This window comes from Campylobacter novaezeelandiae (assembly GCF_018968685.1).
GTDB lineage: Bacteria > Campylobacterota > Campylobacteria > Campylobacterales > Campylobacteraceae > Campylobacter_D > Campylobacter_D novaezeelandiae.
In genome coordinates, this window is the sequence record NZ_CP076657.1 from 106,778 (window position 1) to 131,249 (window position 24,472).

24 protein-coding genes are annotated in these 24,472 nt (G+C 27.5%); 8 read left to right on the plus strand and 16 right to left on the minus strand.

Annotated features, from left to right (window positions below):
- The first annotated feature begins 101 nt into the window (after positions 1–101).
- Positions 102–806, plus strand: a complete 705-nt coding sequence (gene ung, locus CNZW441b_RS00680; RefSeq protein WP_131165760.1) for a uracil-DNA glycosylase — start codon at positions 102–104, stop codon at positions 804–806.
- 28 nt (positions 807–834) lie between these two features.
- Here the strand turns inward: ung and CNZW441b_RS00685 are convergent, their stop codons facing one another.
- From CNZW441b_RS00685 to CNZW441b_RS00745, 13 genes are all read right to left on the minus strand, one after another.
- Positions 835–1,335 (minus strand): flagellar FLiS export co-chaperone, encoded by a 501-nt coding sequence (locus CNZW441b_RS00685; protein ID WP_131164048.1) that lies wholly within the window; start codon positions 1,333–1,335, stop codon positions 835–837.
- Positions 1,336–1,388: 53 nt separating this feature from the next.
- Entirely contained in the window at positions 1,389–1,973 is a 585-nt protein-coding gene (locus CNZW441b_RS00690) for an ABC-type transport auxiliary lipoprotein family protein (RefSeq protein ID WP_131164049.1), read from the minus strand.
- Position 1,974: 1 nt separating this feature from the next.
- The gene (locus tag CNZW441b_RS00695) at positions 1,975–2,862 is read right to left on the minus strand and encodes an MlaD family protein (RefSeq protein ID WP_131164050.1); all 888 of its coding nucleotides are present in this window, start codon (positions 2,860–2,862) and stop codon (positions 1,975–1,977) included.
- 2 nt (positions 2,863–2,864) lie between these two features.
- Complete coding sequence (locus tag CNZW441b_RS00700; protein ID WP_131164051.1) at positions 2,865–3,587, minus strand: ABC transporter ATP-binding protein; 723 nt, start codon at positions 3,585–3,587, stop codon at positions 2,865–2,867.
- Entirely contained in the window at positions 3,587–4,699 is a 1,113-nt protein-coding gene (locus tag CNZW441b_RS00705; RefSeq protein WP_131186414.1) for an ABC transporter permease, read from the minus strand. The genes CNZW441b_RS00700 and CNZW441b_RS00705 overlap by 1 nt, the downstream gene beginning before the upstream one ends.
- Position 4,700: 1 nt before the next feature.
- The gene (gene tkt / locus CNZW441b_RS00710; RefSeq protein WP_216681414.1) at positions 4,701–6,599 is read right to left on the minus strand and encodes a transketolase; all 1,899 of its coding nucleotides are present in this window, start codon (positions 6,597–6,599) and stop codon (positions 4,701–4,703) included.
- Between the two features lie 11 nt (positions 6,600–6,610).
- The gene (locus CNZW441b_RS00715; RefSeq protein ID WP_131164054.1) at positions 6,611–7,453 is read right to left on the minus strand and encodes a polyprenyl synthetase family protein; all 843 of its coding nucleotides are present in this window, start codon (positions 7,451–7,453) and stop codon (positions 6,611–6,613) included.
- Entirely contained in the window at positions 7,450–8,547 is a 1,098-nt protein-coding gene (locus CNZW441b_RS00720; protein ID WP_424944993.1) for a PDZ domain-containing protein, read from the minus strand. The genes CNZW441b_RS00715 and CNZW441b_RS00720 overlap by 4 nt, the downstream gene beginning before the upstream one ends.
- Entirely contained in the window at positions 8,544–8,846 is a 303-nt protein-coding gene (locus CNZW441b_RS00725; protein ID WP_131164055.1) for a YbaB/EbfC family nucleoid-associated protein, read from the minus strand. Before CNZW441b_RS00725 ends, CNZW441b_RS00720 begins: the two co-directional genes overlap by 4 nt.
- A complete protein-coding gene (locus tag CNZW441b_RS00730; protein WP_216681415.1) occupies positions 8,847–10,133 on the minus strand; it encodes a UDP-N-acetylmuramoyl-L-alanyl-D-glutamate--2,6-diaminopimelate ligase in 1,287 nt (428 codons plus the stop codon).
- The gene (locus CNZW441b_RS00735; protein ID WP_131186410.1) at positions 10,117–10,662 is read right to left on the minus strand and encodes a histidine kinase; all 546 of its coding nucleotides are present in this window, start codon (positions 10,660–10,662) and stop codon (positions 10,117–10,119) included. The genes CNZW441b_RS00730 and CNZW441b_RS00735 overlap by 17 nt, the downstream gene beginning before the upstream one ends.
- Positions 10,649–10,921, minus strand: coding sequence for a NifU family protein (locus tag CNZW441b_RS00740; protein ID WP_131164058.1), 273 nt, complete (start codon positions 10,919–10,921; stop codon positions 10,649–10,651). Before CNZW441b_RS00740 ends, CNZW441b_RS00735 begins: the two co-directional genes overlap by 14 nt.
- 71 nt (positions 10,922–10,992) lie before the next feature.
- Positions 10,993–12,342 carry a DUF2130 domain-containing protein gene (locus tag CNZW441b_RS00745; protein ID WP_131164059.1) on the minus strand — a complete coding sequence of 450 codons (1,350 nt, stop codon included), beginning with the start codon at positions 12,340–12,342 and terminating at the stop codon, positions 10,993–10,995.
- Positions 12,343–12,448: 106 nt separating this feature from the next.
- Between CNZW441b_RS00745 and CNZW441b_RS00750 the strand changes: the two genes are divergently transcribed.
- The 5 genes from CNZW441b_RS00750 to CNZW441b_RS00770 all read left to right on the plus strand — a co-directional run bounded on the left by CNZW441b_RS00750 (position 12,449) and on the right by CNZW441b_RS00770 (position 18,248).
- The gene (locus CNZW441b_RS00750; protein ID WP_131164060.1) at positions 12,449–13,669 is read left to right on the plus strand and encodes a multidrug effflux MFS transporter; all 1,221 of its coding nucleotides are present in this window, start codon (positions 12,449–12,451) and stop codon (positions 13,667–13,669) included.
- An 81-nt stretch (positions 13,670–13,750) separates the two neighbouring features.
- Positions 13,751–15,418: an L-lactate permease gene (locus CNZW441b_RS00755; RefSeq protein WP_131165757.1), complete on the plus strand. Its 1,668-nt coding sequence runs from the start codon at positions 13,751–13,753 to the stop codon at positions 15,416–15,418.
- A 10-nt stretch (positions 15,419–15,428) separates the two neighbouring features.
- On the plus strand, positions 15,429–16,166 hold the full coding sequence (locus CNZW441b_RS00760; RefSeq protein ID WP_131164062.1) for a (Fe-S)-binding protein: 738 nt from the start codon (positions 15,429–15,431) through the stop codon (positions 16,164–16,166).
- Positions 16,163–17,596: a LutB/LldF family L-lactate oxidation iron-sulfur protein gene (locus CNZW441b_RS00765; RefSeq protein WP_131164063.1), complete on the plus strand. Its 1,434-nt coding sequence runs from the start codon at positions 16,163–16,165 to the stop codon at positions 17,594–17,596. Before CNZW441b_RS00760 ends, CNZW441b_RS00765 begins: the two co-directional genes overlap by 4 nt.
- Complete coding sequence (locus tag CNZW441b_RS00770) at positions 17,589–18,248, plus strand: LutC/YkgG family protein (RefSeq protein ID WP_131164064.1); 660 nt, start codon at positions 17,589–17,591, stop codon at positions 18,246–18,248. The genes CNZW441b_RS00765 and CNZW441b_RS00770 overlap by 8 nt, the downstream gene beginning before the upstream one ends.
- 325 nt (positions 18,249–18,573) lie before the next feature.
- Here CNZW441b_RS00770 and CNZW441b_RS00775 read toward each other — a convergent pair whose 3' ends face one another.
- On the minus strand, positions 18,574–19,449 hold the full coding sequence (locus CNZW441b_RS00775; RefSeq protein ID WP_131165756.1) for a glycosyltransferase family 2 protein: 876 nt from the start codon (positions 19,447–19,449) through the stop codon (positions 18,574–18,576).
- Positions 19,450–19,629: 180 nt separating this feature from the next.
- On the opposite strand from CNZW441b_RS00775, the gene CNZW441b_RS00780 reads away from it, so the two are divergent.
- Both CNZW441b_RS00780 and CNZW441b_RS00785 read left to right on the plus strand, forming a co-directional pair.
- Positions 19,630–21,177: a glycosyltransferase family 2 protein gene (locus CNZW441b_RS00780; protein WP_216681416.1), complete on the plus strand. Its 1,548-nt coding sequence runs from the start codon at positions 19,630–19,632 to the stop codon at positions 21,175–21,177.
- Positions 21,178–22,218, plus strand: a complete 1,041-nt coding sequence (locus tag CNZW441b_RS00785; protein ID WP_216681417.1) for a glycosyltransferase family 4 protein — start codon at positions 21,178–21,180, stop codon at positions 22,216–22,218.
- Here the strand turns inward: CNZW441b_RS00785 and CNZW441b_RS00790 are convergent.
- Together CNZW441b_RS00790 and CNZW441b_RS00795 are read right to left on the minus strand one after the other, a co-directional pair.
- Positions 22,210–23,091: a glycosyltransferase family 2 protein gene (locus tag CNZW441b_RS00790; RefSeq protein ID WP_131165754.1), complete on the minus strand. Its 882-nt coding sequence runs from the start codon at positions 23,089–23,091 to the stop codon at positions 22,210–22,212. The genes CNZW441b_RS00785 and CNZW441b_RS00790 overlap by 9 nt on opposite strands.
- 80 nt (positions 23,092–23,171) lie before the next feature.
- Positions 23,172–24,470 carry a glycosyltransferase family 8 protein gene (locus CNZW441b_RS00795; protein ID WP_216681418.1) on the minus strand — a complete coding sequence of 433 codons (1,299 nt, stop codon included), beginning with the start codon at positions 24,468–24,470 and terminating at the stop codon, positions 23,172–23,174.
- Between the last annotated feature and the right edge of the window lie 2 nt (positions 24,471–24,472).

The window sequence follows — 24,472 nt, forward strand, 5'->3', positions numbered from 1 at the left end:
TTAATTTTTTATTGTGTTAAAAATAAAAAATTAAATATATTTTAAAATATAAAAATCATTTTTATTTTGTTACAATTAATTAAAGTATTTTAAGGAAAATAATGAAAGATTTAAATATTAATTTTCATCAAATCAAAATGAATAATGATTGGAAAGAATTCTTAAAAGATGAATTTTTTAAACCATATTTTTTGGAGCTTAAAAGAAAATATTTAGAAGCTAAAAAAGAAAATAAGATTATATATCCACCATCTAATTTAACTTTTAATGCTTTTAATCTTACCCCTTTGCATACTCTAAAAGTTATTTTAATCGGACAAGATCCCTATCATCAGCCTAATCAAGCTATGGGGCTTAGTTTCTCTGTGCCAAATGGAGTTAAAATACCTCCAAGTTTAATAAATATTTATAAAGAGTTAAATAATGATTTAGGTATAAGCATTCCAAAAAGCGGAGATTTGAGTTTTTGGGCTAAACAAGGAGTTTTATTGTTAAATTCTGTTCTTAGTGTAGAGGCGGGAAAAGCGGCAAGTCATAGTCATTGGGGATGGCAAGAATTTAGCGATGCTGTAATTTTAAATTTAAATAATAAAAAAGAAAATCTTATATTTTTACTTTGGGGAAATTTTGCTAAAAATAAAAAAAGATTAATTAATACGCAAAAACATTTTGTCTTAGAAGCTGCGCATCCTAGTCCTTTAGCTGGAAATAGATTTTTAGGATGTAAACATTTTTCTAAGGTCAATGAAATTCTAAAAAGTCTTAATAAAACTCCGATTGATTGGGATCTAAATTTTCAAGATTAAAATTCTTAATAGAATTTCTATTAAGAATTTATCTAAATAAATTTTTAAAATTTGCAGTCTGTGTATCGTAAGGTTTGTTATTATTTATAGAGCCAGTAGCTATAATATTTGCCAATTGACTTAAAATAGTCTTAATCTCATCTCTTTTATCTTCTATATAAGATAAAATTCCTTCATATCCATTATTTTCAAGCATTAATAAGGGATTTGTAATTTCAAATTCAAAAAATTGCTCTCCTGCATAAACATTAAAAATATTTCCAAATAAAGCCGTTCCCATAAAAGAGCAATTTTGTATAAGAGTTGAAGTGTTAGCATCTAAAGTTCTTTTTTGGATATCATCGAGTTCATTAGAATTTAGTCTTTGATCGATATTTTGAGAAACTTTTTTTAAAGTTAGATCTAAAACTTGCAAAGCCCCAATAAAATCATTGGCATCATTAATTTGAGAACAAATTTGCTTTGCTTCAAAGCGACTCATTTCTTTAACTTCACCCAAATGTTTTTTAAGTGTATTTAATCCATTCATTTTGATCCTTCGTTAAATATTTCTCAAAACGAAAGCAAATATTATTCCTTTTATTAAAGGGAATTATTTATCCATATAATAATTTCATTGCTTAATTTATTGCAAGCTTCTTCGAAAGATTTAGAAATTTCTTTTGGATTATTATTTGCAACTTTTTCTTTAATGGTAAAATATTTATGAGATATTAAAGTATTATTTTTTATATTGATTAAATTAAGACTTATATTAATTTTTACGTAATTATCATTTTTGTTTAGAATTTGTTCAAAAGAATCTATGCGTCCTTCTAGTGCAATATCAGCACTTATTTTGCTATGTTTTCCAATCAAGGCTTTAAAAAGATGACTTTTTTCCAATTTATCAAGTAGTATAAAACGCAATAAATTGTTTGGAGTATCTGCCCAAAAATGATAGGCATAAATACCGCTTATATCATCTTTAATATAAGTTATATTTTTTGAATTTAAATATAAAGGAACGTCAAAATCTAAAATTTTTAGAGTTTGATTTGTAGTTTTAAAACTTTGATTAAAATCTCTTTCATTGCTTTTTAATATAAACTCTTGAGATATATCTGTAGACTTAATTGAACAAGCACTTAAGAATATGAATATAAAAAATAATAATATAATTTTCATTTTACTCCCCTGGTCCTAATTTTGGCTTATTGTCTTTAAATATTAAATCTGAGGGACTTCTTCTTAAATCTTTTAAGAGTTGATTGCTTTCTAAAAGTAAAATTTTAAAAAGTTCTAGATTAGAGAGCAATGAGAAGCGAAGATCATCATAGTTTTCAAGTTTATTGTCAGCTTTTTTTATAAAATTGTTAAATAAAATAGAGCTATTGTTGATATTTTCAAGACTTAATCTAGCGTTTTTAGATAGAATGCTAACTTCATCAGCCATAATTCCTAATTTTTTGCTAGTAGATATTAAATTTTCATTTAAAAGATTAAAATTTTGATTGATATTTGAGCTTAAAGTGGCTAAATTTTGCAAAATAAGTTCTACATTTTTTAAATTTTTATCACTTAGTAAAATCTTTGATTTATTATCAGCTGTTTTTACAAGGGAAAAAATATGTTCGCTTTGCTTATCAATTGCTGTAAAAAAACTTTCTTTGAATTTTATAATAGGAATATATGTTTTTGTGCTTATTAATCTTTTAGAATTTTTACTTCCGCCCTGAAGCTGGATAAATTTAAGTCCTGTTATACCTTGAAGTTGTAAAGTAGCAAAGGTATCTTCTTTAATCGGAGTATTTTTTTTTACTTTAATGAGTATATTTACACTTAAATTATCTTTTTCATTGATACTAATTTTTTCAACATTTCCTATCTCAACCCCTAAAAGCCTTACGGGTGCTTTTACACTTAATCCTGCAACGGATTCTTGAGTATGAATTTCGTAATAGCTAAATTCTTCATTTTTTGAATATCCTTGAAACCATATAATAAAAATAAAGCTAAAAGAGAAAATGCTAAAAACAAAAAGTCCTATCCAAAAATAACTTGCCTTATTTTCCATAATTACTCCATAAATCTTTTATAAAGTTCTTGATTTTGAATTTTTAACTCTTCACACGTTCCTATAAAAGCAACTTTTTTATTTTCTAAAATAATAAAGCGATCAAGTAAGGTTTTCATACTATCTTTATCATGAGTTACTAAGATGATATTTAAATTAAAACTTTTTTTCAAATTTAAGATGAGTTCATCAAAAGCACGACTGCTATAAGGATCAAGTCCAGAAGTTGGCTCATCTAAAAATAAAAGCTTAGAATCAAGTGCTAAAGCTCTAGCAATAGCGACTCTTTTTTGCATACCTCCACTTAACTCACTAGGATAGAGTTTTAAGACATTTTCATCAAGACCTACCATCTTAATTTTCATATGGACAATTTCTTCGATAGCATTAAAATCTAATTTGGTATATTCTCTTAAAGGGGTGGCTATATTTTCAAAAACAGAAAAAAAACTAAAAAGTGCAGCAAATTGAAAAACCACTCCCCATTTTTTACGTAAAGTTAGAGCATCTTGTTCACTAATACCTCTTAATTTAAATCCTAAAATTTCATATTCGCCACTATCAAAATGTTCTAAAAGAAGCATTTGTTTTAAAAGAACTGATTTTCCACTCCCACTTCCGCCTAAAATTCCAAAAATTTCATTCTCTTTGATTTCGAAATTTACTTTATCATGAATAAGTTTTGATCCAAAATAGGTTGTGATATTATGTGCTTTTATTATCATTAAAATCCAATTTTAGTTAAAAATACAGAAAATATAGCATTAAATGCTATGATCCAAAAAATAGTATCAACAACACTTTTTGTTGTATAAATTCCAATACTTTGGGTTGTTTTTGCTACATTAAATCCTCTAAAATTAGAAATAATTCCTATTAAAAATCCAAATATAGGAGCTTTAATAATCCCTATAAGTATATTTTTAAAATCAATAGCCTCTCTAAAGCGTCTTAAGAATTCTCCAGCATTTATATCAAGACTTAATTTTGCAATAATAATTCCCCCTAAAATACTTACAATATCGCTTATAATAACTATTAAAGGCATAGCGCAAACTAAAGCCATAACTCTTGGGATAACAATAAAATCAAAAGAATTAAATCCCATAGTATTCATAGCAGCGATTTCATCTGTGATTTTCATCACCCCAATTTGTGCTGTATAAGAGCTTGCACTACGCCCTGCTATAATAATTGCTGCAATAAGGGGTGCTAATTCTCTTGTGGCTGAAATTCCTATTAAATCGACGATAAAAATATTGGCCCCAAATTGAGCAAGTTGATAAGCAGCTTGATAGGCTAATACAACTCCCACTAAAAAAGCAGTTAAAATTACAATGGGAAGAGCTTTTAGTATAGAATCTTCTATATGATATAAAAAAGCAATAAATCTAAATTTTTTAGGATTAATTATGCAAAAAAATAAAGAGCTAAAAAATGCACCTAAAAAATAAAAAAATTGTCTAAATGTTTTTAATAAATTTATACTTGATACACCAATGCTAATAAAATAATCTTTATAAGATAATTTACTTTGTTTTTTGGGATAAATTCTTGTGTAATTTTTTTCGCATAAAGTAAAAAAATGAGAAAAATTAGAATTTAGGTTTAGTTTTTGGACTTTGATATTTCTTTGGGTTAAGTCATGTTCTAGAGCTAGAAAAAACCTTACTCCAGCAGTATCTATAAATTCTAAATGGGTAAAATCAATGACAACATTTTTTTGATTTAGTTGTTTATGAAATTTAATTTTTGGAAGATTTGTTTTATCCCAAATTCCAAAAATTAAAAGTTTGTTTAAATTTTCTTCTTCTTGAAGTTTAAAATAGCAAGACATTTTATAATTTAAGTAAAAAATTGCAAAGTTTTGAAGCGCTAAATCCAAAATGCTCAAATACTTCTTTTTCTTTACCGCTTTCCCCAAAGCTTTTCATAATATAAAGTTCATCGCAAAATTCATAAAGTTCATTAGAATTAGCCGCTTCTACACCTATAACTTTACCTTTTAATAATCTTTTTTGATAATCTTTATTTTGTTCTTTAAAAAGTTCATAGCAAGGCATAGAAACGACATTACACGAGATTTTATTTTTTTCAAGTTCGTTCGCAACTTCTAGGCAAAGATTAACTTCGCTACCACTTGCTAAAAGAGTAAATTTAGCATTTTGACTTTCTTTAATCAAATAGGCCCCATTTTCAACATCTCCAAAAACAGGTTCTTTTAATGCTTTTAATTTTTGACGTGATAATACAAAAGCACTCGGAATATCTGCATTTAAAGCAATTTTCCAAGCTTTTACATTTTCAACTCCATCTGCTGGACGAAAAGTCAAAAAATTTGGCATAGCTCTAAAAGTGCTAAGTTGTTCTATAGGTTGATGGGTTGGACCATCTTCCCCAACCCCTATGCTATCATGAGTAAAGATAAAAAAATGTTTTATTTTCATTAAAGCTGCTATTCTTGCAGCAGGTTTTAAGTATTCGCTAAAAATAAAAAATGTGGCAGAGAAAGGCAAAAATAATCCATATCTTGCAAAAGCATTGTTAATAGCTGCCATTGCGTGTTCTCTTATGCCAAAGTGAATGTTTTTACCTTCTATAAAATCTCCCATATCGTGAAGTTCTGTTTTATTTGAAGGTCCTAAATCTGCACTTCCACCTAGAAAACCTTTCAAATTTTTGGCCAAGATATTTAAAATTTCTCCATTGCTATCTCTTGTAGCTAAGTCTTTATCTTTAAAATCAGGGAAAATAATTTTTGAAAAATCAGGATTTAAAAGCTCTTCTAAGAGTTCTTTTTTATCACTGTTTTCTAGCTTTACTTTCCATTTAGCTTCTTCTAAATCCCCAAGCTCTATAGCCCCTTCAAAGCGAATTTTTACATCTTGTGGAATTTCGAAGTTAAGTTCAGGATTAAAACCTGAATTTATTTTGGCTCTTTTAATAATATCTTTTCCCAAAGGAGATCCATGGCTTTTATGTGATCCTTCAAGTTCTAAAGCTTTTTTTGCAATCTTTGTATTGGCTATAATAAGACTAGGTTTTTTGCAATTTTTAGCTAAAATTAAAGCTTCATTAATAGCATTAAAATCATGTCCGTCTATCTCTTGAATTTCAAAATTTTGTGCCTCAAAACGCATTTTTACATTTTCGTTAAAAGCTAATGCAGTATCACCTTCTATGGATATATTATTACTATCATAAATTAAAATAAGATTATCTAGTTGATGAAGTCCTGCTAAAGAGCAAGCCTCATAAGAAATTCCTTCTTGTAGATCCCCATCTCCTAAAAAGCAATAAATTTTATGATTGATAAGCTCTTCTCCTAATAAACAAGCCGCTTTCTTTGCTGCCATTGCAAAACCTACAGCATTAGCTACACCTTGTCCTAATGGTCCTGTGGCAATCTCTATACCCGATGTTGAAATTTCTGGATGCCCTGGAGTTTTAGAATGAAGTTGTCTGAAATTTTTAAGATCTTCTAAACTTAAATCATAGCCACAAAGATGAAGAAAACTATAAATTAAAGCACTTGCATGCCCTCCTGAAAAGACAAGTCTATCGCGGTTAAGCCAATTGGGATTTTTAGGGTTGTGTTTTAAATGAAGACTAAGGGTTGTTAAGACATCGGCCAAACCTAATGCAACCCCTGGATGTCCTGAATTAGCTTTTTCTATCATATCTGCACTTAAAAATCTTAAAGTATCTGCTTGTTTTTGAAGAATTTGTATATCCATAATTTTACCTTTTATTGTAAATATTGTGTAATTAGATTAAATAATGTTTTTGTTAGGTTTTTATCTAAAATTTGAAGATTATTTTTACATTCTTCGATTAATTTTTCTTTATGCAAAATAGCTTGCTCAAGTCCTAGTAAATTAACGAAAGAATTTTTATTGATATCAGATTTTGAAGGCTTACCACTTTCTTTTTCGCTCATTATGACATCGATAATATCATCATTAATTTGGAAAATAAGTCCAAGTTTTAGGCCTATATTGTAAATTTGTTCAGTTTCTTGTGAATTTAATTCACAAATTTCACAGCCCATTTTTAAACTAGCAGCTATTAATTTAGCAGTTTTATGTATGTGCAAAAATTTAAGCTCTTCTAAATTTAGTTTTTTATTTTCAAAAAAACAATCAATGGCTTGTCCTATAATCATGCCATTAATTCCTGCATTGAAAGCAAGAGTTTGGATTAAATTAATTTTAATGCTATCCTTTAGCTTTAAGCGCGAGAGCAATAAAAAAGCTTCAGTATTTAAAGCATCACCTACTAAAATAGCTGTAGCCTCATCGTAAGTTTTGTGCAAAGTTTTAAGATTGCGACGAAAATCAGCATTATCCATAGCAGGTAAATCATCATGAATTAAAGAATAAGTATGAATAAATTCTAAGGCTAAAGCAGCATCTAATGCATCAGGTAAAAGTTTTGGATTTTTAGCTTCTACTACCCCTAAAAGAAGTTGAGCACGAAAGTGTTTTCCTCCAGCTTTAAGCATTGAAGTTAAAGCTTCATTAAAAAAAGGATGAAAACTTTTTATATTTGGAAGGTGATTATTTAAATGTTTTGTAAAAAGTTCTTTCACTTTCTAAGCCTTATGAAAAATTGAAATTCTCCATCTGCTCTAGAATTAATGTCAGTTGCTAAATTATCATAAAAACGACTTAGAGGCAATTTATCACTTTTTCTTTGAATTAAAATATTAAAATCATTGCCTTTGATGAGAATATCTTGTAAATTTTTAAAATCTTTAATAATTTGATTGTTAACGCGTAAAATTTTATCACCGACCATAAATCCAGCTGTGGCTGCTTTGGAATTTGGCTCAACTTTTGTTACAATAAGAGCTTTATTGACGCTTAAACCTAAATTACTTTTAAAGCTTGTTGGAGCTGGTTTTGGTTTATTATTTGGGAGATTAAAATGACTTATATCCTTTTCAAAAACAAGGCTTGATATATTGAGTTCTTGATTGTCTCTTAAAACATTAAAGTAAAGTGTACTTCCTCTATCAGCAAAAAGAATTTTCTCATTAAGTTTTCTTAAGTCTTTTATATTTTCTCCATCAACACTAAGAATTTGATCATTAACTAAAAATTGAGCATTTTTTCTTACATTATGAACATATATTTTATTTTCTCTAATAGTAAAGTCAACTCCAATATCACCCCAATAAACATCATTATATTTTATAAAATGTTTTAAATAGCGATTCCCAATAAAAGAACCATTATTGAGCGCAATACCTAACATATTACAGCAAGGTGTGCTTAAAATTCCAATTTTTGAATTAAAATCAAGTTGATCTTTTTCATTGATATTTTGTGCTAAATACTTGATGTGACCTATATAAGCTTTATTTGGATCTAAAACTCCTACCCAATCGCTACGAGTTAAGTTTTGTTCATCTACCATTTTTGTAGGAATAAGACTAAAATCAGTCCTTACAAGATATAAATTTAAAAAAGGATCGTATTTTACATATTTGTTAAGCTTTGTATTGGGTTTTTTTATAACAGCAAGTAGATTTTCTCCTAAAACAAAAGCATCCATGCCCTCATAGTTTAATTTACTTGCTTTATTTCTTTCATAGCAAGCTGCAAAATCTTCAAATTTAGGTCTTTCTACTGCAAAAGATAAAGAAATTAAAATACAAAAACTTAATAGGAATTTAATCATAATTTTAACCCTCCTAAAACATCAGTAGCCAATGAATTACGATTTTTTGCAACCATAGCTAAAACATCATTTGTAGCCGAAATAAGTAAAATTTGCAAAGATTCTTTATCTTCAAGCAAAGAGTCATCTATGGCAATATCAATAATTTCACCTTTTCCATTTGCGCTTACTTTGACAAGTCCTGCACCACTTTTTGCACAAAATTCTTTTTTATCAAGTTCTGATTCTATAGCCTTTGCTTGTTCTTGAACCTTATTTAAAAGTTCTCCCATTTTTGAAAGATCTAAATTATCAAACATTTATTTTCCTTGATTTTTATAAAATTCTTGAATTATAATTTTATCATTAAAAGGATATTTTCTACCTTTAATTTCTTGATAATTCTCATCTCCTTTACCTAAAATCAAAACTAAATCATCTTGTTCTTTTAATTTTAAAGCCTTATAAATAGCTTCTTTACGATCTGTAATTGTTAAAACTTTTGATTTATTATCAAATCCTTTTAAAATTTCTTCTATGATTGCATCAGGTTCTTCATCTCTTGGATTATCGCTTGTGATAATAGCTGTTTTAGCATAGTGCTCAACAATTTTTCCCATTAAGGGACGTTTGCTTTTATCTCTATTTCCTCCTGCGCCAAAAACAACAATTAGTTTTTTATCTTTAAAGGTATCAAGGATTTTTTCTATTCCATCAGGAGTATGGGCAAAATCAATAATTACATTTTTTGCTATTTCTTCAACTCTTCCGCAAACTCCCCCAAAATTTGAAATAGCAGCTTCTAATTTTTTTAGATCAGGTTTTAAAAGTTCGTTGACAAGGGCACTTGCGGCTAAAAGATTATAAAGATTAAAAAGGCCAAGTAAAGAAGAGTTGATATGAAAGCTTTGATTTTTAGCCATTACAATAGCGGATATTCCCTCATTTAAAGAATAAGCTTTAATATGATAATAAGAAGGATTTTCTATGCCATAAGTAAAAGAGTTTTTTATGTTAAAACGTATGGCTTTTGCATCTTTATTGATAAATTTTATACTTTCATCTGTAAAAAAACTTTCTTTGGCTAAACGATAATTATCAAAATTTTGATGAAAGTCTAGGTGATCTATTGTGATATTGGTAAAGATTTTTGCTTTAAATTTTAAACCCTCAATTCGATTTTGAACTAAAGCATGCGAGCTTACTTCCATTACAAAAAAATCACATTTTTCTTCACTTGCTTTGCTTAAATATTCTAAAGTTTTTAATATAGGTTCTGTGGTTAGAGATTTTTCATTAATTTGTTTATCATTGATAAAAGCACCCCTTGTTCCACAAAGAGCACATTTATATCCTAAATCTAACAAAATAGAATAAATGGCAGCTGCAGTAGTTGTTTTGCCATTTGTTCCTGTTATACCAATAATTTGAATATTTTCATCAATGTTTAAAAGTTTTTTACATTCGGCTACATCAATGATTTTTGCGCCCTTTTCTTTAGCTTGATCGACAAATTGCTTATTTTGATCATTGCACAAGAAAAAGCAATCTTTTTGACATTCTAAAGAATTATCAGTTATAAAGGTATTTTTAAATTTTAGAATCATTTTTCATCTTTAGCAGTTTTTTTTGAATTTTAATAAATTTTTTATTTGCCCAAAAATGTAAAAAAACATCTTCTATATAGTTTAAAGTAAAATCTTTATATCCGTTATCAAGGAGTTTTTCTAGAAATTCTAAAAAATCTTCCCTATCATTGATGACCAATTTTCCAGAATGAATAATATTTTCAAAAGACTTTTTAAAACCGATTTTTTCTTCACTTATTAAAAAATCTTTATAATTAAGGGCATAACCATCTTCAAACTCGCTTTTTGATGCTGTGTTTTTAAATTCAACAGAGTTTAAAATTTGATCAAAATCTTTATCGATAAATTTTAAGCGATAGTTATCTATATAAAATTCAAAAAGTAAAAAAGCTTCTTGAGGATGGCTTAAAGCTAAGTCACAAAGACTTATAAAATTTAGTAAACGTTTGTTTTTTCTTTTTTCATAAGCTAAAGAAAAATAGGTTTTTGCGGTATTAAAATCTTTTTTATAAAAATGATCAATACCAAGCTGTTTATAGTTTTGCAAATTCTTGTGCCCCACCATCTAAATTTATAAGAGTTATATCAGGATGTATATCAATTTTTAATTGTCTTTCAAGTCCGTATTTTAAAGTTGTCCCACTTGCAGAACAACCCTTGCAAGCCCCAATTAAATGCACATAAACTACACCTTTTTTTATCCCTAAAAATTCTAATCCACCGCCATCTCTTTCTAAAATATACATATTTTTCTCTAAACAAGTTTTAACAGGATTTATAAGTTCTTCATCGCTAAAAGGCATCATAGTTTTACTCTTTTTTATAAATTTTTTAAATACTTTAACACGATTGTATTTAAAAAAAGGTAAATTAAACCTTAGTCTATATCTTCTTTATTAGCTAGATTTTCAAGACTTTTTAATCCATCTTCTCCTATAAGATTTTTTCCTCTTAGGGTTCCAAATATAGCATTTAAAGAACTTACGATAGAATGGGAGTTAAAGCTAAGACTTTCTATAGCTCTTGCTCTTTTTTTCCATATATTTTGCATGGCTCTCATTTCGCTTTCTAAATCTTCTTTCATATTTTGGTAGGTTTTTAAAATTAAAGTCATTTGTGTGCTAAATTCTTTAGAATTTAAATATTCATATAAAAGATGATTTTTTTCTTCTTTGTTTTCTAAAGAATTTTTGAGTTTATGAAAATTTATAATGCTTTCTCTAATAACACAAATTGCACTCTTAAATTCATTGAAAGTGCAAATTAAAATTCCTTCCTTAAAATGAATTTTTTGTTGGTCTTTTGGCATAGTTTTTGTAAGCAAAATGGCAAGATCTACTTTTGTTTTAATACTATCTTGTTTAAGTTTATCAAGCCATTCTTTATTAAATTCTTTAGTTCTTTTGCTTTCATATAAAATACTTCCACAAATATTTCCAAAAAGATCTTTGACAATGTGTATACAATCTGCCCCATTAATACCTTTTGGAACTTCTTTAATTTCATCAGTTAAAAATTCGTTTTTTAAAAATTCTTCTATGAGAAGTTCTTGTGCTTCACCTTGGAGTTGTTGTGATCCTTGCTCAGCTTTTCTTTTTGCAGCATCAAGTTCTTTTTTAATGCTTTCAAGTTGCAGTTTTAATTCTTGATGCTTTAATTCTTCTTCATTTCTTTTATGCTCAAATTCAAGGCGTAAGCGTTCTTTTTCAAATTCTAAATTTTTCTTTTCTTGTTCTTTAAATTCTTTAAAAGCTTCTTGTTTGGCTAAGAATTTAATTTTTTCTTCATTTTCTTTTTGTTCTCTTTTTAGTTGTTCATTTTCAGCTTTTAAAAAAAGCAATTCACTTAATTCTTTGCTTTTTTTCTCCAATTCATTTTGCATTAATTGTTTTTCTTTTTCGTGTTCTTTAATAAAAGTTTGAATAAATTGTTCTTTAAACGCATCTTGCTCTTTTTGTGCTGTTTGTTTTATCTCTTCTATTTGATTTTTTAGTCCTTCTTGAATTTTTTGTTTAATAATTTCTTCTTGTTTTATTTTTTCTTCTTCAAGTTTGGCTAAATGTTTTTTATACTCTAGTCTTTTTTCTTCTACTTCTTTATTAAATTCTTGTTTTTGTTTTTGAATTTCTAAATTAGCTTCATTTAAAACTTGAGTATAGAGAGCTTGGTTGATATTTATAAATTCTTTACATTTTGGACATTGAATTTGTTTTTCATAAATTTGCATATTGTTTTCCTTCAATGATATTTTGATATTTTAACACAAATGCAAAGTTTATTTTAAGATTCTTATTAATAGAATTTTTGCATTGAATTTTATTTTTAAGGAAGTTATGCAAAAACTTGTTCCAATTAAAGGGTTTAAAAAATTTAAACTTATTGTCATTTTAGCTTTAATGTCTAGTATAGCCCCTCTTTCTACAGATATGTATTTACCAGCCTTAACTCATGTAGAAGAAAGTTTTAAAACAAGCACTTTCCTAACCCAGCTTTCTTTGGCAAGTTTTTTTATAGCTTTTTCTTTGGGGCAACTTATTTATGGACCTTTAAGTGATATTTTTGGACGTAAAAAACCAGCACTTTTTGGAATTTTGCTTTTTATGATTTCTAGTTTTGCTTGTGTTATGGTTGATAATATTTTTCTTTTTATTTTATTAAGATTTTTTCAAGCTCTTGGTGGATGCGCGGGTATTGTTATAGCAAGGGCTATTGTTAATGATTTATTTGAAATTAAAGAAGCAACAGGAATTTTTGCTTTGATGATGGTTTTTTCTTCTTTAGCACCTATGCTTTCTCCTACTTTTGGAGGAATGCTTCTTAATTATTTTTCTTGGCATAGTATTTTTGTGACTTTATTTGTTCTTGGTATTATTTTATTTTTAATGATACTTTTTGGACTTAAAGAAAGTGCGAATTTAACTCAAAGTCAAAAATTTTCTTTTAAACAAACTTTAAATGTTTATGGTATTGTTTTAAAAGATAAGATTTTTTTAACCTATATATTATCAGCTGCATTAGCTCTTAGTGCTATGTTTGCATATATTACAGGATCTAGTTTTGTTTTTACAAAAATTTTTGATTTGAGCGAACAAAAATTTGCAATACTTTTTGGTATAAATGCTTTTGGTTTTGTTCTTTGTGCAAACATAAATGCGAAACTAGTCTTAAAATATAATTCTGAAAAAATTTTATCTTATGCATTATTTTTAATGTTTATTGCAACTTTAATTTTATTTTTAAGTGCTTTTTTAAACCCTAATTTTTATCTTTTTGAAGTATTAATTTTTATAAGTATAGCTAGTCTTGGTTTTATAGCACCAAATACCACAACTTTGGCTATGGCAAGATTTAAACAATGCTCTGGAACAGCCTCTGCTATACTTGGAACAACGCAGTTTGCCTTAGCTGGATTTATTTCATTTTTTGTTGGAATTATAAATGCAAATACTCCTATAGTTTTGGCACTTTTAATGTGCATGTGCGTTTTTTTGGCAAATGCAGTTTATTTTGCTATAAAATTAAAAAATTTTCTTGTTACAAAAATACTCAACTAAATTTAAATCTTTATTAAAACTCCTACTTTGATTTATCGTTTTGCTAAAATCTAAGAAGATAAATCAAAAAAAAGGAAAAATATGTGGGAGCAAATTTATGATCCTTTGGGAAATATTTGGCTTAGTGCTTTATTTGCATTTTTGCCTATATTTTGTTTTTTGGTGTGTTTGGTTTTTTTTAAATTAAAAGGCTATCAAGCGGGTTTTTTAACGGTTGTATTGGCTTCTTTGGTAGCTTTATTAGTTTATAAAATGCCTTGGAATTTAGTTGGAGCTAGTTTTATACAGGGTTTTATAAATGGAATGTGGCCTATTGCTTGGATTATTATCGCAGCAATCTTTCTTTATAAGCTTTCCATTAAATCAGGTTCTTTTGAAGTCATTAAACAAAGTATGATGAGTATCACCCCTGATCATAGAATTCAAGTTATTTTAATAGGTTTTTGTTTCGGTTCTTTTTTAGAAGGAGCAATAGGCTTTGGTGGTCCTATTGCCATTACGGCTGCACTTTTGGTAGGTCTTGGTTTTAAACCTTTGCAAGCAGCTGGACTTTGTTTGATAGCAAATACCGCTCCGGTTGCTTTTGGAGCAGTAGGGATACCAGTAACCGCTATGTGTGATCTTTTAGGAATTCAAGGTGGGGCTGTTTCTGCTATGATAGGGCGTATGCTTGTGCCACTTTCTTTTATAGTGCCATTTTTTGTTGTCTTTTTAATGGACGGATTTAAAGGCATTAGGGAAACTTTCGCACCAGTTTTTGTAGCATCAATTAGTTTTACTTTAACTCAATTTTTAAGTTCTAATTATTTGGGTGCTGAACTTCCAAGTATTATTTCAGCCGTTGTTTCTCTTGCTTTTACTATAGTTTTTCTAAAATTTTATAAGGTTAAAAATATTTATCGTGTAGATGGAAAAACAGAATTTAAAAATGAATTAAATTTAAATACTAGTTTAATACTTAAGGCTTGGACTCCTTTTATTCTTCTTATTGTGTGTATAATTTTTTGGACTCAGCCATTTTTTAAAGAACTTTTTGCAAAAGATGGAATTTTAGCTTTTACAAGCATTAGTTTAACTTTTAATAATATAAGCGGAGGTATTTTAAGCCCATCAATAGTGGATAGCACAATGTTAAAACCTGTAAGTCTAGGACTTGGGATAGATTTAATTAATGGAAAAAGTGTCGCTCAGGCTGGAACAGCTATACTTTTTGCAGCTTTTTTAACTATAGCTATACTAAAAATTAAAGCAAATGATGCTGTTGAATGTTTTAGTGCAACTTTAAAAGAAATGGCTATACCTTGTCTTACTATAGGTCTTGTTGTGGCCTTTGCTTTTATTTCTAAAAATAGTGGTATGAGCTCAACTTTAGGGCTTGCTTTTGCACATACAGGAGGAGCTTTTTCTTTCTTTTCTCCTATTATTGGTTGGATAGGAGTCTTCTTAACAGGATCAGATACTAGTGCAAATTTGCTTTTTGGAGCTTTACAGCAAATTAGTGCACAAAAACTTGGAGTGAGTGAGGCCTTATTTTTGGCGGCCAACTCAGTAGGAGGAGTAGTTGGAAAAATGATCAGTCCTCAAAGTATAGCCGTTGCTTGTGCTGCTGTAGGACTTGTGGGGAGAGAATCAGAGCTTTTTAAATTTACTCTTAAGTATTCTATAGCTTTTGTTGTTTTGGTAGGAATTTGGACTTGTATTATAGCTTTCTTTTTGCAAGATATTATTCCTCCTATAGTTTTAAAATAGAAAGGTTAATATGAAAAAAGTATATTTTTATGCAACTTGTTTAGGGACAGCTGCTATGCAAGATACAATTTTAAATGCTTTAAAGCTTTTGCGTAGGGAAGGTGTTGAGGTGATATTTAAGAAAAAGCAAACTTGCTGTTCTCAACCTTCCTTTAATTCGGGATATTTTAAAGAAAGTAAAGAAATAGCTCTTTATAATGTAAATTTATTTGATGAACCTTATCCTATAGTAGTTCCAAGCGGATCTTGTGCAGGGATGATGAGTCATGATTATTTGGAACTTTTTAAAGATGATGTGCATTTTGAAAAGGTGAAAAATTTTTCTCAAAGAGTTATAGAGCTTTCGCAGTATTTAGATGAGGTTTTAAATGTGGAGTATGAAGATAAAGGAGAGCCTATAAAAATTACTTGGCATTCTAATTGTCACGCCTTAAGAGTTCAAAAAAGTATTGATGCTAATAAAAATTTGATTAAGAGACTTAAAAATGTAGAACTTATTCCTTTAGAATTTGAAGAGGAGTGCTGTGGTTTTGGAGGAACGTTTTGCGTAAAAGAGCCAGAAATTTCAAACGCTATGGCTAAAAGCAAGATCAAAGATATACAAAATTCAGGTGCTAAATATTTAGTTAGTGCGGATGGGGGCTGTCTTTTAAATATCAGTGGAACGATGCAAAAGATGGGGCTTGATGTAAAGGCTATACATTTGTATGATTTTTTAAATAAACGCTTGCAAGGAGAGAGTCTATGAATAAAATGTCTCATAAAGAAATAGTTAAAATTAAACTCAATGATAAACAAATGCAAGAAAATCTTATGAATGCTATGCATACTTTGCAAAGAAATCGCCTTAAAGTTATCGATGATAAATTTAAGGATTGGCAAGGTTTAAGATCTAAAGCTAAACAAGCTAAAAATAATGCTTTGATGAGTTTAAAAGATAGGCTTTTGGAATTTGAGAAAAATGCTAGTGCAAATGGTATGATAGTGCATTGGGCAGATACCAAAGAAGAAGCTTGTGAATTGATTTATGAACTTATGGTGCAAAAAAATATCACAAAGATTCTCAAGGGAAAGTCTATGGCAAGCGAGGAAATAGGTTTAAATCATTATTTAGAAAATAAAGGTTTTAAAGCAATTGAGACGGATTTAGGCGAACTTATTTTACAGTTAAATGATGAAAATCCTGTCCATATAGTTGTCCCAGCTATTCATAGAAATCGTTATGAGATTGGAAAAATTTTTGAAGAAAAGTTAGGTTCTGCTTTAGAGAGTGAGCCTGAAAAACTTAATGCTATAGCAAGAAAGCATTTAAGAAATGAATTTGAAGGATTGAAGTTAGGTTTAAGTGGGGTCAATTTTGCTATGTCCAAAGAAGGAGCTTTTTGGCTTATAGAAAATGAAGGAAATGGTAGAATGTGCACCACAGCTCCTGATATTCATATCGCACTTTGTGGTATAGAAAAAGTAATGGAAAGTTTTGAAGATGCAGCGACTATGGTATCTTTGCTTACTCCTTCAGCAACAGGGCAGTTTATTCCTACTTATAACAATATCATTACAGGTCCTAGAAAAAATGGTGACTTAGATGGCCCTAAAGAAGTGCATATTGTGCTTTTTAATAATAATCGCACCAATATGCTTTCAAATGAGGATTATTATGAAGCGCTAAGATGTATAAGATGCGGAGCTTGTATGAATTTTTGTCCTGTTTATGATCAAATAGGAGGACATACTTATCAAACAACTTATCCAGGTCCTATAGGAGAAGTGATTAGTCCTAATATTTTTGGCATTGATTATACAGGAGATATTTTAACTTTTTGTTCACTTTGTGGGCGTTGTTCGGAGGTTTGTCCTGTTAGAATTCCATTAGCAGATTTGATTAGAAAATTAAGAAGAGATAAGGTAGGACAAGGAGATAACCCACCAATAGGAGCAAATTTAGTTAAACATAATAAAGCAGAAGCTTTTGCTTTTGCAAGATTTAAAGATTTGGCTACAAATGGGAATTTATGGAAATTTTCTTTATCAAAAGCTCATTATTTTAATTCTTTATTGCATAGTTTTAAAGACTCTTTGCCTGTTATTAAAAATTGGAGTGCTTTTAAAGAGTTGCCACAAATTAAAAAAGATTTATATAAAGAGATAGAAAAGCTTGAAGGAGTGATTTATGAGTAGTAGAATTTTAGAGCTTTCTTCAAAAAGCAAAGAGAGTATTTTAAATAAAATCAAAAATGCTTATAGCGAAAAAGATTTTACCTATATTCCAAGTATTGATCCAATAGATCATATAAATACCAAAGACGATGCTCTTAGTGAATTAAAGCAAAAAATGAGTGATAATAAATACATAGTAGAAGAATGTACCAAAGATCAACTTGAAGAAAAGATCAATGAAATTGTGGCAAAGTATGATTATCAAAAAATGATTTATGGACAAGGCTTAAATTTGGATTTATCAAAAATTAAAGCAAATGAAAAAATTTGTTTTGATAAAAACATAGAAGAATTAAGATCTGAAGTTTTTCAAAGTGATTTTTCTGTGATTCACGCAAGGGCAGGGGTAAGCTCTCATGGCGTGGCTTTAGTGCTTTCAAGCAAAGAGCAACCTAGAATGCTTTCTTTGGCTCCAAAACTTTGCATAGTTTTACTTCAAAAAGAAAATATAGTGAAAAGTCTTAGTGAAGCTTTAAATTTGGTAAAAAAAGAAAATAAAATTTTGCCAAGTAATATTTTATTTATTGCAGGGCCATCAAGAACGGCTGATATAGAGCTTATAACTGTTTTTGGAGTGCACGGACCCCAGCAAGCTCATATTATATTGTATTGATTTTTTTAAAATCAATACAAGATTTAAGCCAGAGTAGTTTTGTTTTAAAGTCTTTTTTAAATAAGCGAAATGTTATTTTAAATCTTAGTCCAAGTTTCATTTTTTGAAGTAGTTTTTTTGTATGCAAGTAAGAAATAGGATAAATTCAAGCATATAAAAATCTGTATAATAAGAACAAGTTTTAATTAAAAATGGATCTTTTTTATATTTTTTATTTTGGTGAATAAAATTGAAAATATTAACAGCAATTATTAACTAAAAATGTCTAAATGATTCTAAGTTTGTTCTATTAATACCACGAATTATAATCATTAAAGCCATAAATTTAGATAATTTTATTTTTAATTTTTAGGTAATAGTGATAAAATTTTACTTTCTTTTTTAAAAATTTATATTTTAAATAAGAAAGCTCTTTTAAGTCATAAGAGCATTTAAGAATTTCTTTTTCAAGGTGAAAGAAAAAATATTTTATAATAAATTGATCTAAATTTGAATTTTGAAGAAGAATTAAAATTGATTTATAATCTTTTAAATTTTTTTGTAATTGCTCTTTTGTTTTTCTTTTTGAAATAGAATTTTCATTAAAATTATAAAAATATCCTATAAAATTAGCAGTTTGTATGCTAGGGTTGATAAGAAATGCAAAGACTAAAAGATCTTCTGCTATAGTCAGTCTTAAAAAAGGATTAAGTTTTTGAAGATTTTTTAAATAAAAGTCTTTTTGTATGAGACAAAAACAAACATTAAAATCAATTCCTTTATAATGCATCATTTTATTTTTTAATTCTTCATAATCCTTATAATTAGGCAGATTTTCTTCTATACCCCCCCCCATCTCATCAATCTTAGCAAAACCAAATCTAAGCAAATTGGCTTCTTTAATCTCTTTTAAAGCTAACTCACAAGCATTTAAAGCTAAGGTATCATCAGGATCTAAAAACATTATATAAGGTGAGTTTGAATTTAATACCCCTATATTTCTACTTGCAAAGGTTCCTAAATTCTTCTCATTATGAACAATTTTAATTCTTTTATCTTTTAAAGCTTCTTCTTTAGCTATTTTAATACTATTATCACTTCCTAAATCATCTACCACAATAATCTCTATATCTTTAAGACTTTGATTTATACAACTATCTAAAGCTTTTTTTATATATTTTTCTACATTAAAAGTTGGAAGTATAATAGAGACTTTAGGCATATTTAACCTTTATAGTTATTTGATTTGTCAAAATTTAAGTTTTAAAGACTTTTTATAAATTTGAAATGTCTATTTTATCAAAAAAAAAAAAAAATAAATTTTTTAAATAAAAAATAAATAATTTAATTTTATTTATGATTAAAAAATATTAAAATTAATCTTTTATTTAAAAGGAACAAAATGGATTTTTCTAAAATAAGCGTGATTATAATAGTTAAAAATGCTGAGTCTACTCTAAAAGAATGTTTGAATTCTTTGCTTTGTTTTGATGAGATTATTTTAGTGGATAATCAAAGTTCTGATAATACTTTAAAAATTGCTTATGAATTTAAAGAAAAATTCTCCGCTTTACACATCAAACAAAGTGAATTTATAGGTTTTGGACCTTTAAAAAATTTAGCACTTTCTTATACTACAAATGATTGGGTATTAAGCATTGATGCAGATGAGGTTTTAGAAAAAGAATGTATTGAAGAATTAAGAAAGCTTGAATTAAAAGAGCAAAACATTTTAGCTTTATCGCGTAAAAATCTTTATAAAGGAGAATGGATTAAAGCTTGTGGATGGTGGCCTGATTATGTTTTGCGTGTATTTAATAAAAACTTTACTAAATTTAATGATAATTTAGTCCATGAAAGCCTTATTTTGCCTCCAAAAGCCTTAAAAATTTACCTTAAAAATGGATTTAAACATTATGCTTTTAATAATATTTCACATCTACTTGATAAAATGCAAAGGTATTCTTCACTTTGGGCAGAGCAAAATATGCATAAGCAAAGTAGTGTATTTTTGGCAAGCTTAAAAGGAATTTGGACTTTTTGTAGGAATTATTTTTTTAAAAAAGGTTTTTTATATGGATATAAGGGCTTTATTATTAGTGTTTGTAATGCTTTGGGAGCTTTTTTTAAGTATATGAAGCTTTATGAGTTTTCAAAAGAAAAGCCTAAAACTTGTGCTTTAATTATCACTACCTATAATGAGCCAAAACGTTTAGCCCTTGTGCTTGATAGTGTTAAAAATCTTAGTTTAATACCTGATGAAGTGATTATCGCAGATGATGGGTCCAAAGAGGATACAAAAAATTTAATTAAGGAATACCAAAAAAAATTTCCTTGCCCTTTAAAGCATTCTTGGCAAGAGGATAAAGGTTTTAGAGCTGCTAAGAGTCGTAATGATGCTATTGGACTTTCAAATTCTGAATATACCATTTTAATCGACGGAGATATGATTTTAGAAAAAGATTTTATCAAAGATCATTTAAAATTTGCTCAAAAAGGTTTGCTTTTGCAAGGTTCTAGAACTATTTTAAATGAAAATGAAAGTAAAAAAATCTTAGAAAAAAAGGACTTTAATCTAGCTTTTGATAAAAAAGGCTTTAAAAATAAAAAAAATAATCTTTTAGCCCATTTCATTTATAAATTTTCAAAGATTGATAAAAAATTCTTTAAAAAACATATACTTATAAAGGGAAGCAAAACTTGTAATATGAGTTTTTATAAAAGTGATTGGCAAGCTATTGGTGGTTTTAATGAAAATTTTGTTGGTTGGGGCAGAGAAGATAGTGAATTTGTAGCAAGATTTTTGTTTAATAATGGTAAATTTAAAAGAGTGAAATTTAGTGCCTTGGCTTATCATATTTATCATAAAGAAAATACTAAAAATATGCTTGAAATTAATCATCAGATTTATTTAGATACCATAAAAAATAAAAAAATAGATTGGAGATAAATGAAAATTTTGCTTATCATTGGAGATATTACCTTAAAAGGAGGAGCTGAAAGGGTTGTGAGTAATTTGGCAAATCTTTTTTATGATAAAGGCTTAGATATTGAAATTTTAAGTTTTTATAAAAAGAATGAAAAGCCTTATTTTTTCATCAATCCTGATATAAAAATCAGCTTTTTTCATCAAAAAGGTCATGATGAGATTAAAAAGGGATTTTATAAATTTGTTTATAAGTATTATGAAAGTTTTATTATCAAAAATAGATACAAAGACAAAGACTATATTATTTATAATAACTGCACTCAATTTCCTTTTTTTAAAAATAAAAATACACGTTATTTAAAAATTCAGCATTCTAAACTAAAAATTCTTAAAAGGGATAAATTCTTTGATACTTTGATAATTCTTTCTTCTAAAGAGCTTAGCACTTGGCAAAAGTATTATAAAGATGTAAGGCTTATACCCAACTTTTTATCATCTTTACCAAAAGAAAAGGCAAATTTAGAACAAAAGATTATACTTTCTATAGGCAGAATGACAAATGAGGATACAAAAGGTTTTTTTAGACTTTTAGATATATGGAAAGTTATTCAAAAAGAAAATAGCGGGTGGGGGTATAGGCTTCATATAGTAGGAGAGGGTGAAGCTAGAGAAAAGCTCTTAGATAAAATCAAACAAGAAAAAATTGAAAATGTAATGATAAAGCCTTTTGTCAAAGAAATTGAAAAGGAATATTTAAGTGCAAGTATTTATGCGATGACGAGTTATTTTGAAGGTTTGCCTATGAGTTTGCTTGAAGCTTCTTCTTTTGCTTTACCTTGTATAGCTTTTGATATAAATTCTGGTCCTAGCGACATTATAGAAGATGGAAAAAGTGGCTTTTTGATTAAAGATGGAGATTTAGGGGAATTTGCTTTAAAATTGCAACTTTTAATGAATGATTTAAATTTGCGTAAAAGTATGGGACAAAAAGCGAAAGAGCTTGTAGAGCTTAAGTTTTCTAAAGAAGTAGTTTTTAAAAAATGGCAAGAAAATTTATCTTAATTTGCACTTTAGTTTTCTTAAAAAATTATAGAGTTTTATTTTTTTCTTAAGAAATTTATATCTTAAATAAGAAAGTTCGTTTAAATCATAAGATAATTTAAAAATTTCTTTTTCAAGATAAAAATCGAATTCTTTAATGATAAATTTTTCTAAATTTGAATTTTTTATTATTTTTGAAACTGTTTTAAAATCTTGCAAATTTCTTTGTAAATGTTCTTTTGTTTTTTTGTGTGGATTTGAAAGAGAACTCTCGTTAAAATTATAAAAATATCCTATAAAATTAGCAGTTTTTATACTAGGGTTAATAAGAAATGCAAAGGCTAAAAGATCTTCTGCCATATTTATTTTATAAGAAGATAGATGTCTTATAGTATCAAGATAAAAATCTTTTTTGAATAAAATACTCCAGATATTCCATAAATACTTATATGAGGATTGTTTGATAATATTTTTTAATTCTTCATAATCCTTATAATTAGGTAGATTTTCTTCTATACCCCCCCCCATCTCATCAATCTTAGCAAAACCAAATCTAAGTAAATTAGCTTCTTTAATCTCTTTTAAAGCTAGCTCACAAGCATTTAAAGCTAAGGTATCATCAGGATCTAAAAAAGTGATATAGGGTGAATTTGCGTTTAGAGCCCCTTGATATCTAGCAGCTAGTAGACCTAAATTCTTCTCATTATGAATAATTTTAATTCTTTTATCTTTTAAAGCTTCTTCTTTAGCTATTTTAATACTATTATCACTTCCTAAATCATCTACTACAATAATCTCTATATCTTTAAGACTTTGATTTATACAACTATCTAAAGCTTTTTTTATATATTTTTCTACATTAAAAGTTGGAAGTATAATAGAGACTTTAGGCATATTTAACCTTTATAGTTGATTTGATTTGTTTTAAATTCTAAAGATCTAAGAATTTAATTTTTTTATAATTTTTATGAAAATTAAATAATTCTTGATCTATAACCATATTTTTTATAATGAAAAATAATTTTTAAAAGCTTTAATATCACGCTAAAACTTCCTTTATTGGATCTTCTAGCATAAAAAATACTTTCTCCTAAAACGCAACAAAGTCCAAATTCTTCATCTTTTATTTCTTTAATGCACTCTAAATATTTCTCATCATTTTTACTTTTAACGAGTGAAGCAATTTTAAAAAATTTATAATTATTACAAAATTTTAAAGCCATAAAACCTAAAGCGGCTACATATAAGTATTCTTTAATATGCTTTTTTTCTTCTAATAATTCTTTATTAAAGATAGGTGTTATACTTGCCATATCCCACCAATAATCATTGATATTTTTTCCATCGGCATTTATATGAGATTTAAGATATTTCCAAGGTTTTTCACCATAATGTAAAATTTTTGGATTTTTAAAACTTTGATTAAATTCTTCTCTAGTGAAATTAAGTCTATTGCTATTTTCATCTTTGCAAATGGCATAAACATAAGTAATAATGTTGAAATTATAAGCAAAGTCTAATCTTAGAATTTGATTTTTTAAAACAAAATTTAACAAATCTTGATCGGCTGCTTTAATATAAAAGCATTTTTTTGCAAGTTCATGGGCTTTTTCTTCTACTTTTTCTTTTTTATATTTTTCAAAATTAATAAGTAAAAATCCTGCATTAAAATAATTTTTATCAAAATAAAAAGTAATTTTTTTATCTTTTTCTTTAAATTTAATCTTTCTTTTCTTAGAGCCTGGATCATTTACGCTAGCTACAATTTTATCTTTTAAATCTATGGCAAAAAGTTCTCTTACATCGAAAAAACAAAGCATATCAGAATCAAGATAAAGACAGTTTTTAATATTATCATCTAAAACAGAATTAATTTTTAATCTATAATAAGACAAATAATTACTATATGCTGCTCCTGATTTTGGAAAATCTTTAAAAAGCTCATCTTTAAAAATATGAATTAAAATTTTACAAGGATAAATATTGTTTAATTCTTTTTCGAGTAATCTAAGTTTTTCTTCTGTTTTGGGACTTATAAAATTGCTTAAAATATGAAAAATATAACCTTCTTCTTGTTGTTCTTTATTTAGAGAATCAAATTTTAAATAAGAATATGAATCAAGAGTATTATTATCTTTTAAAGGTCTAAAATCTTCTTGATCACAAAAATCTTTAAATTTTTTTGATAAATTTGTATTTTTGATGATACTTGTTATTAAAACAGCACTATATTTGATATAGTTTTCATCGGCACTCATAATAATATGGAACATTT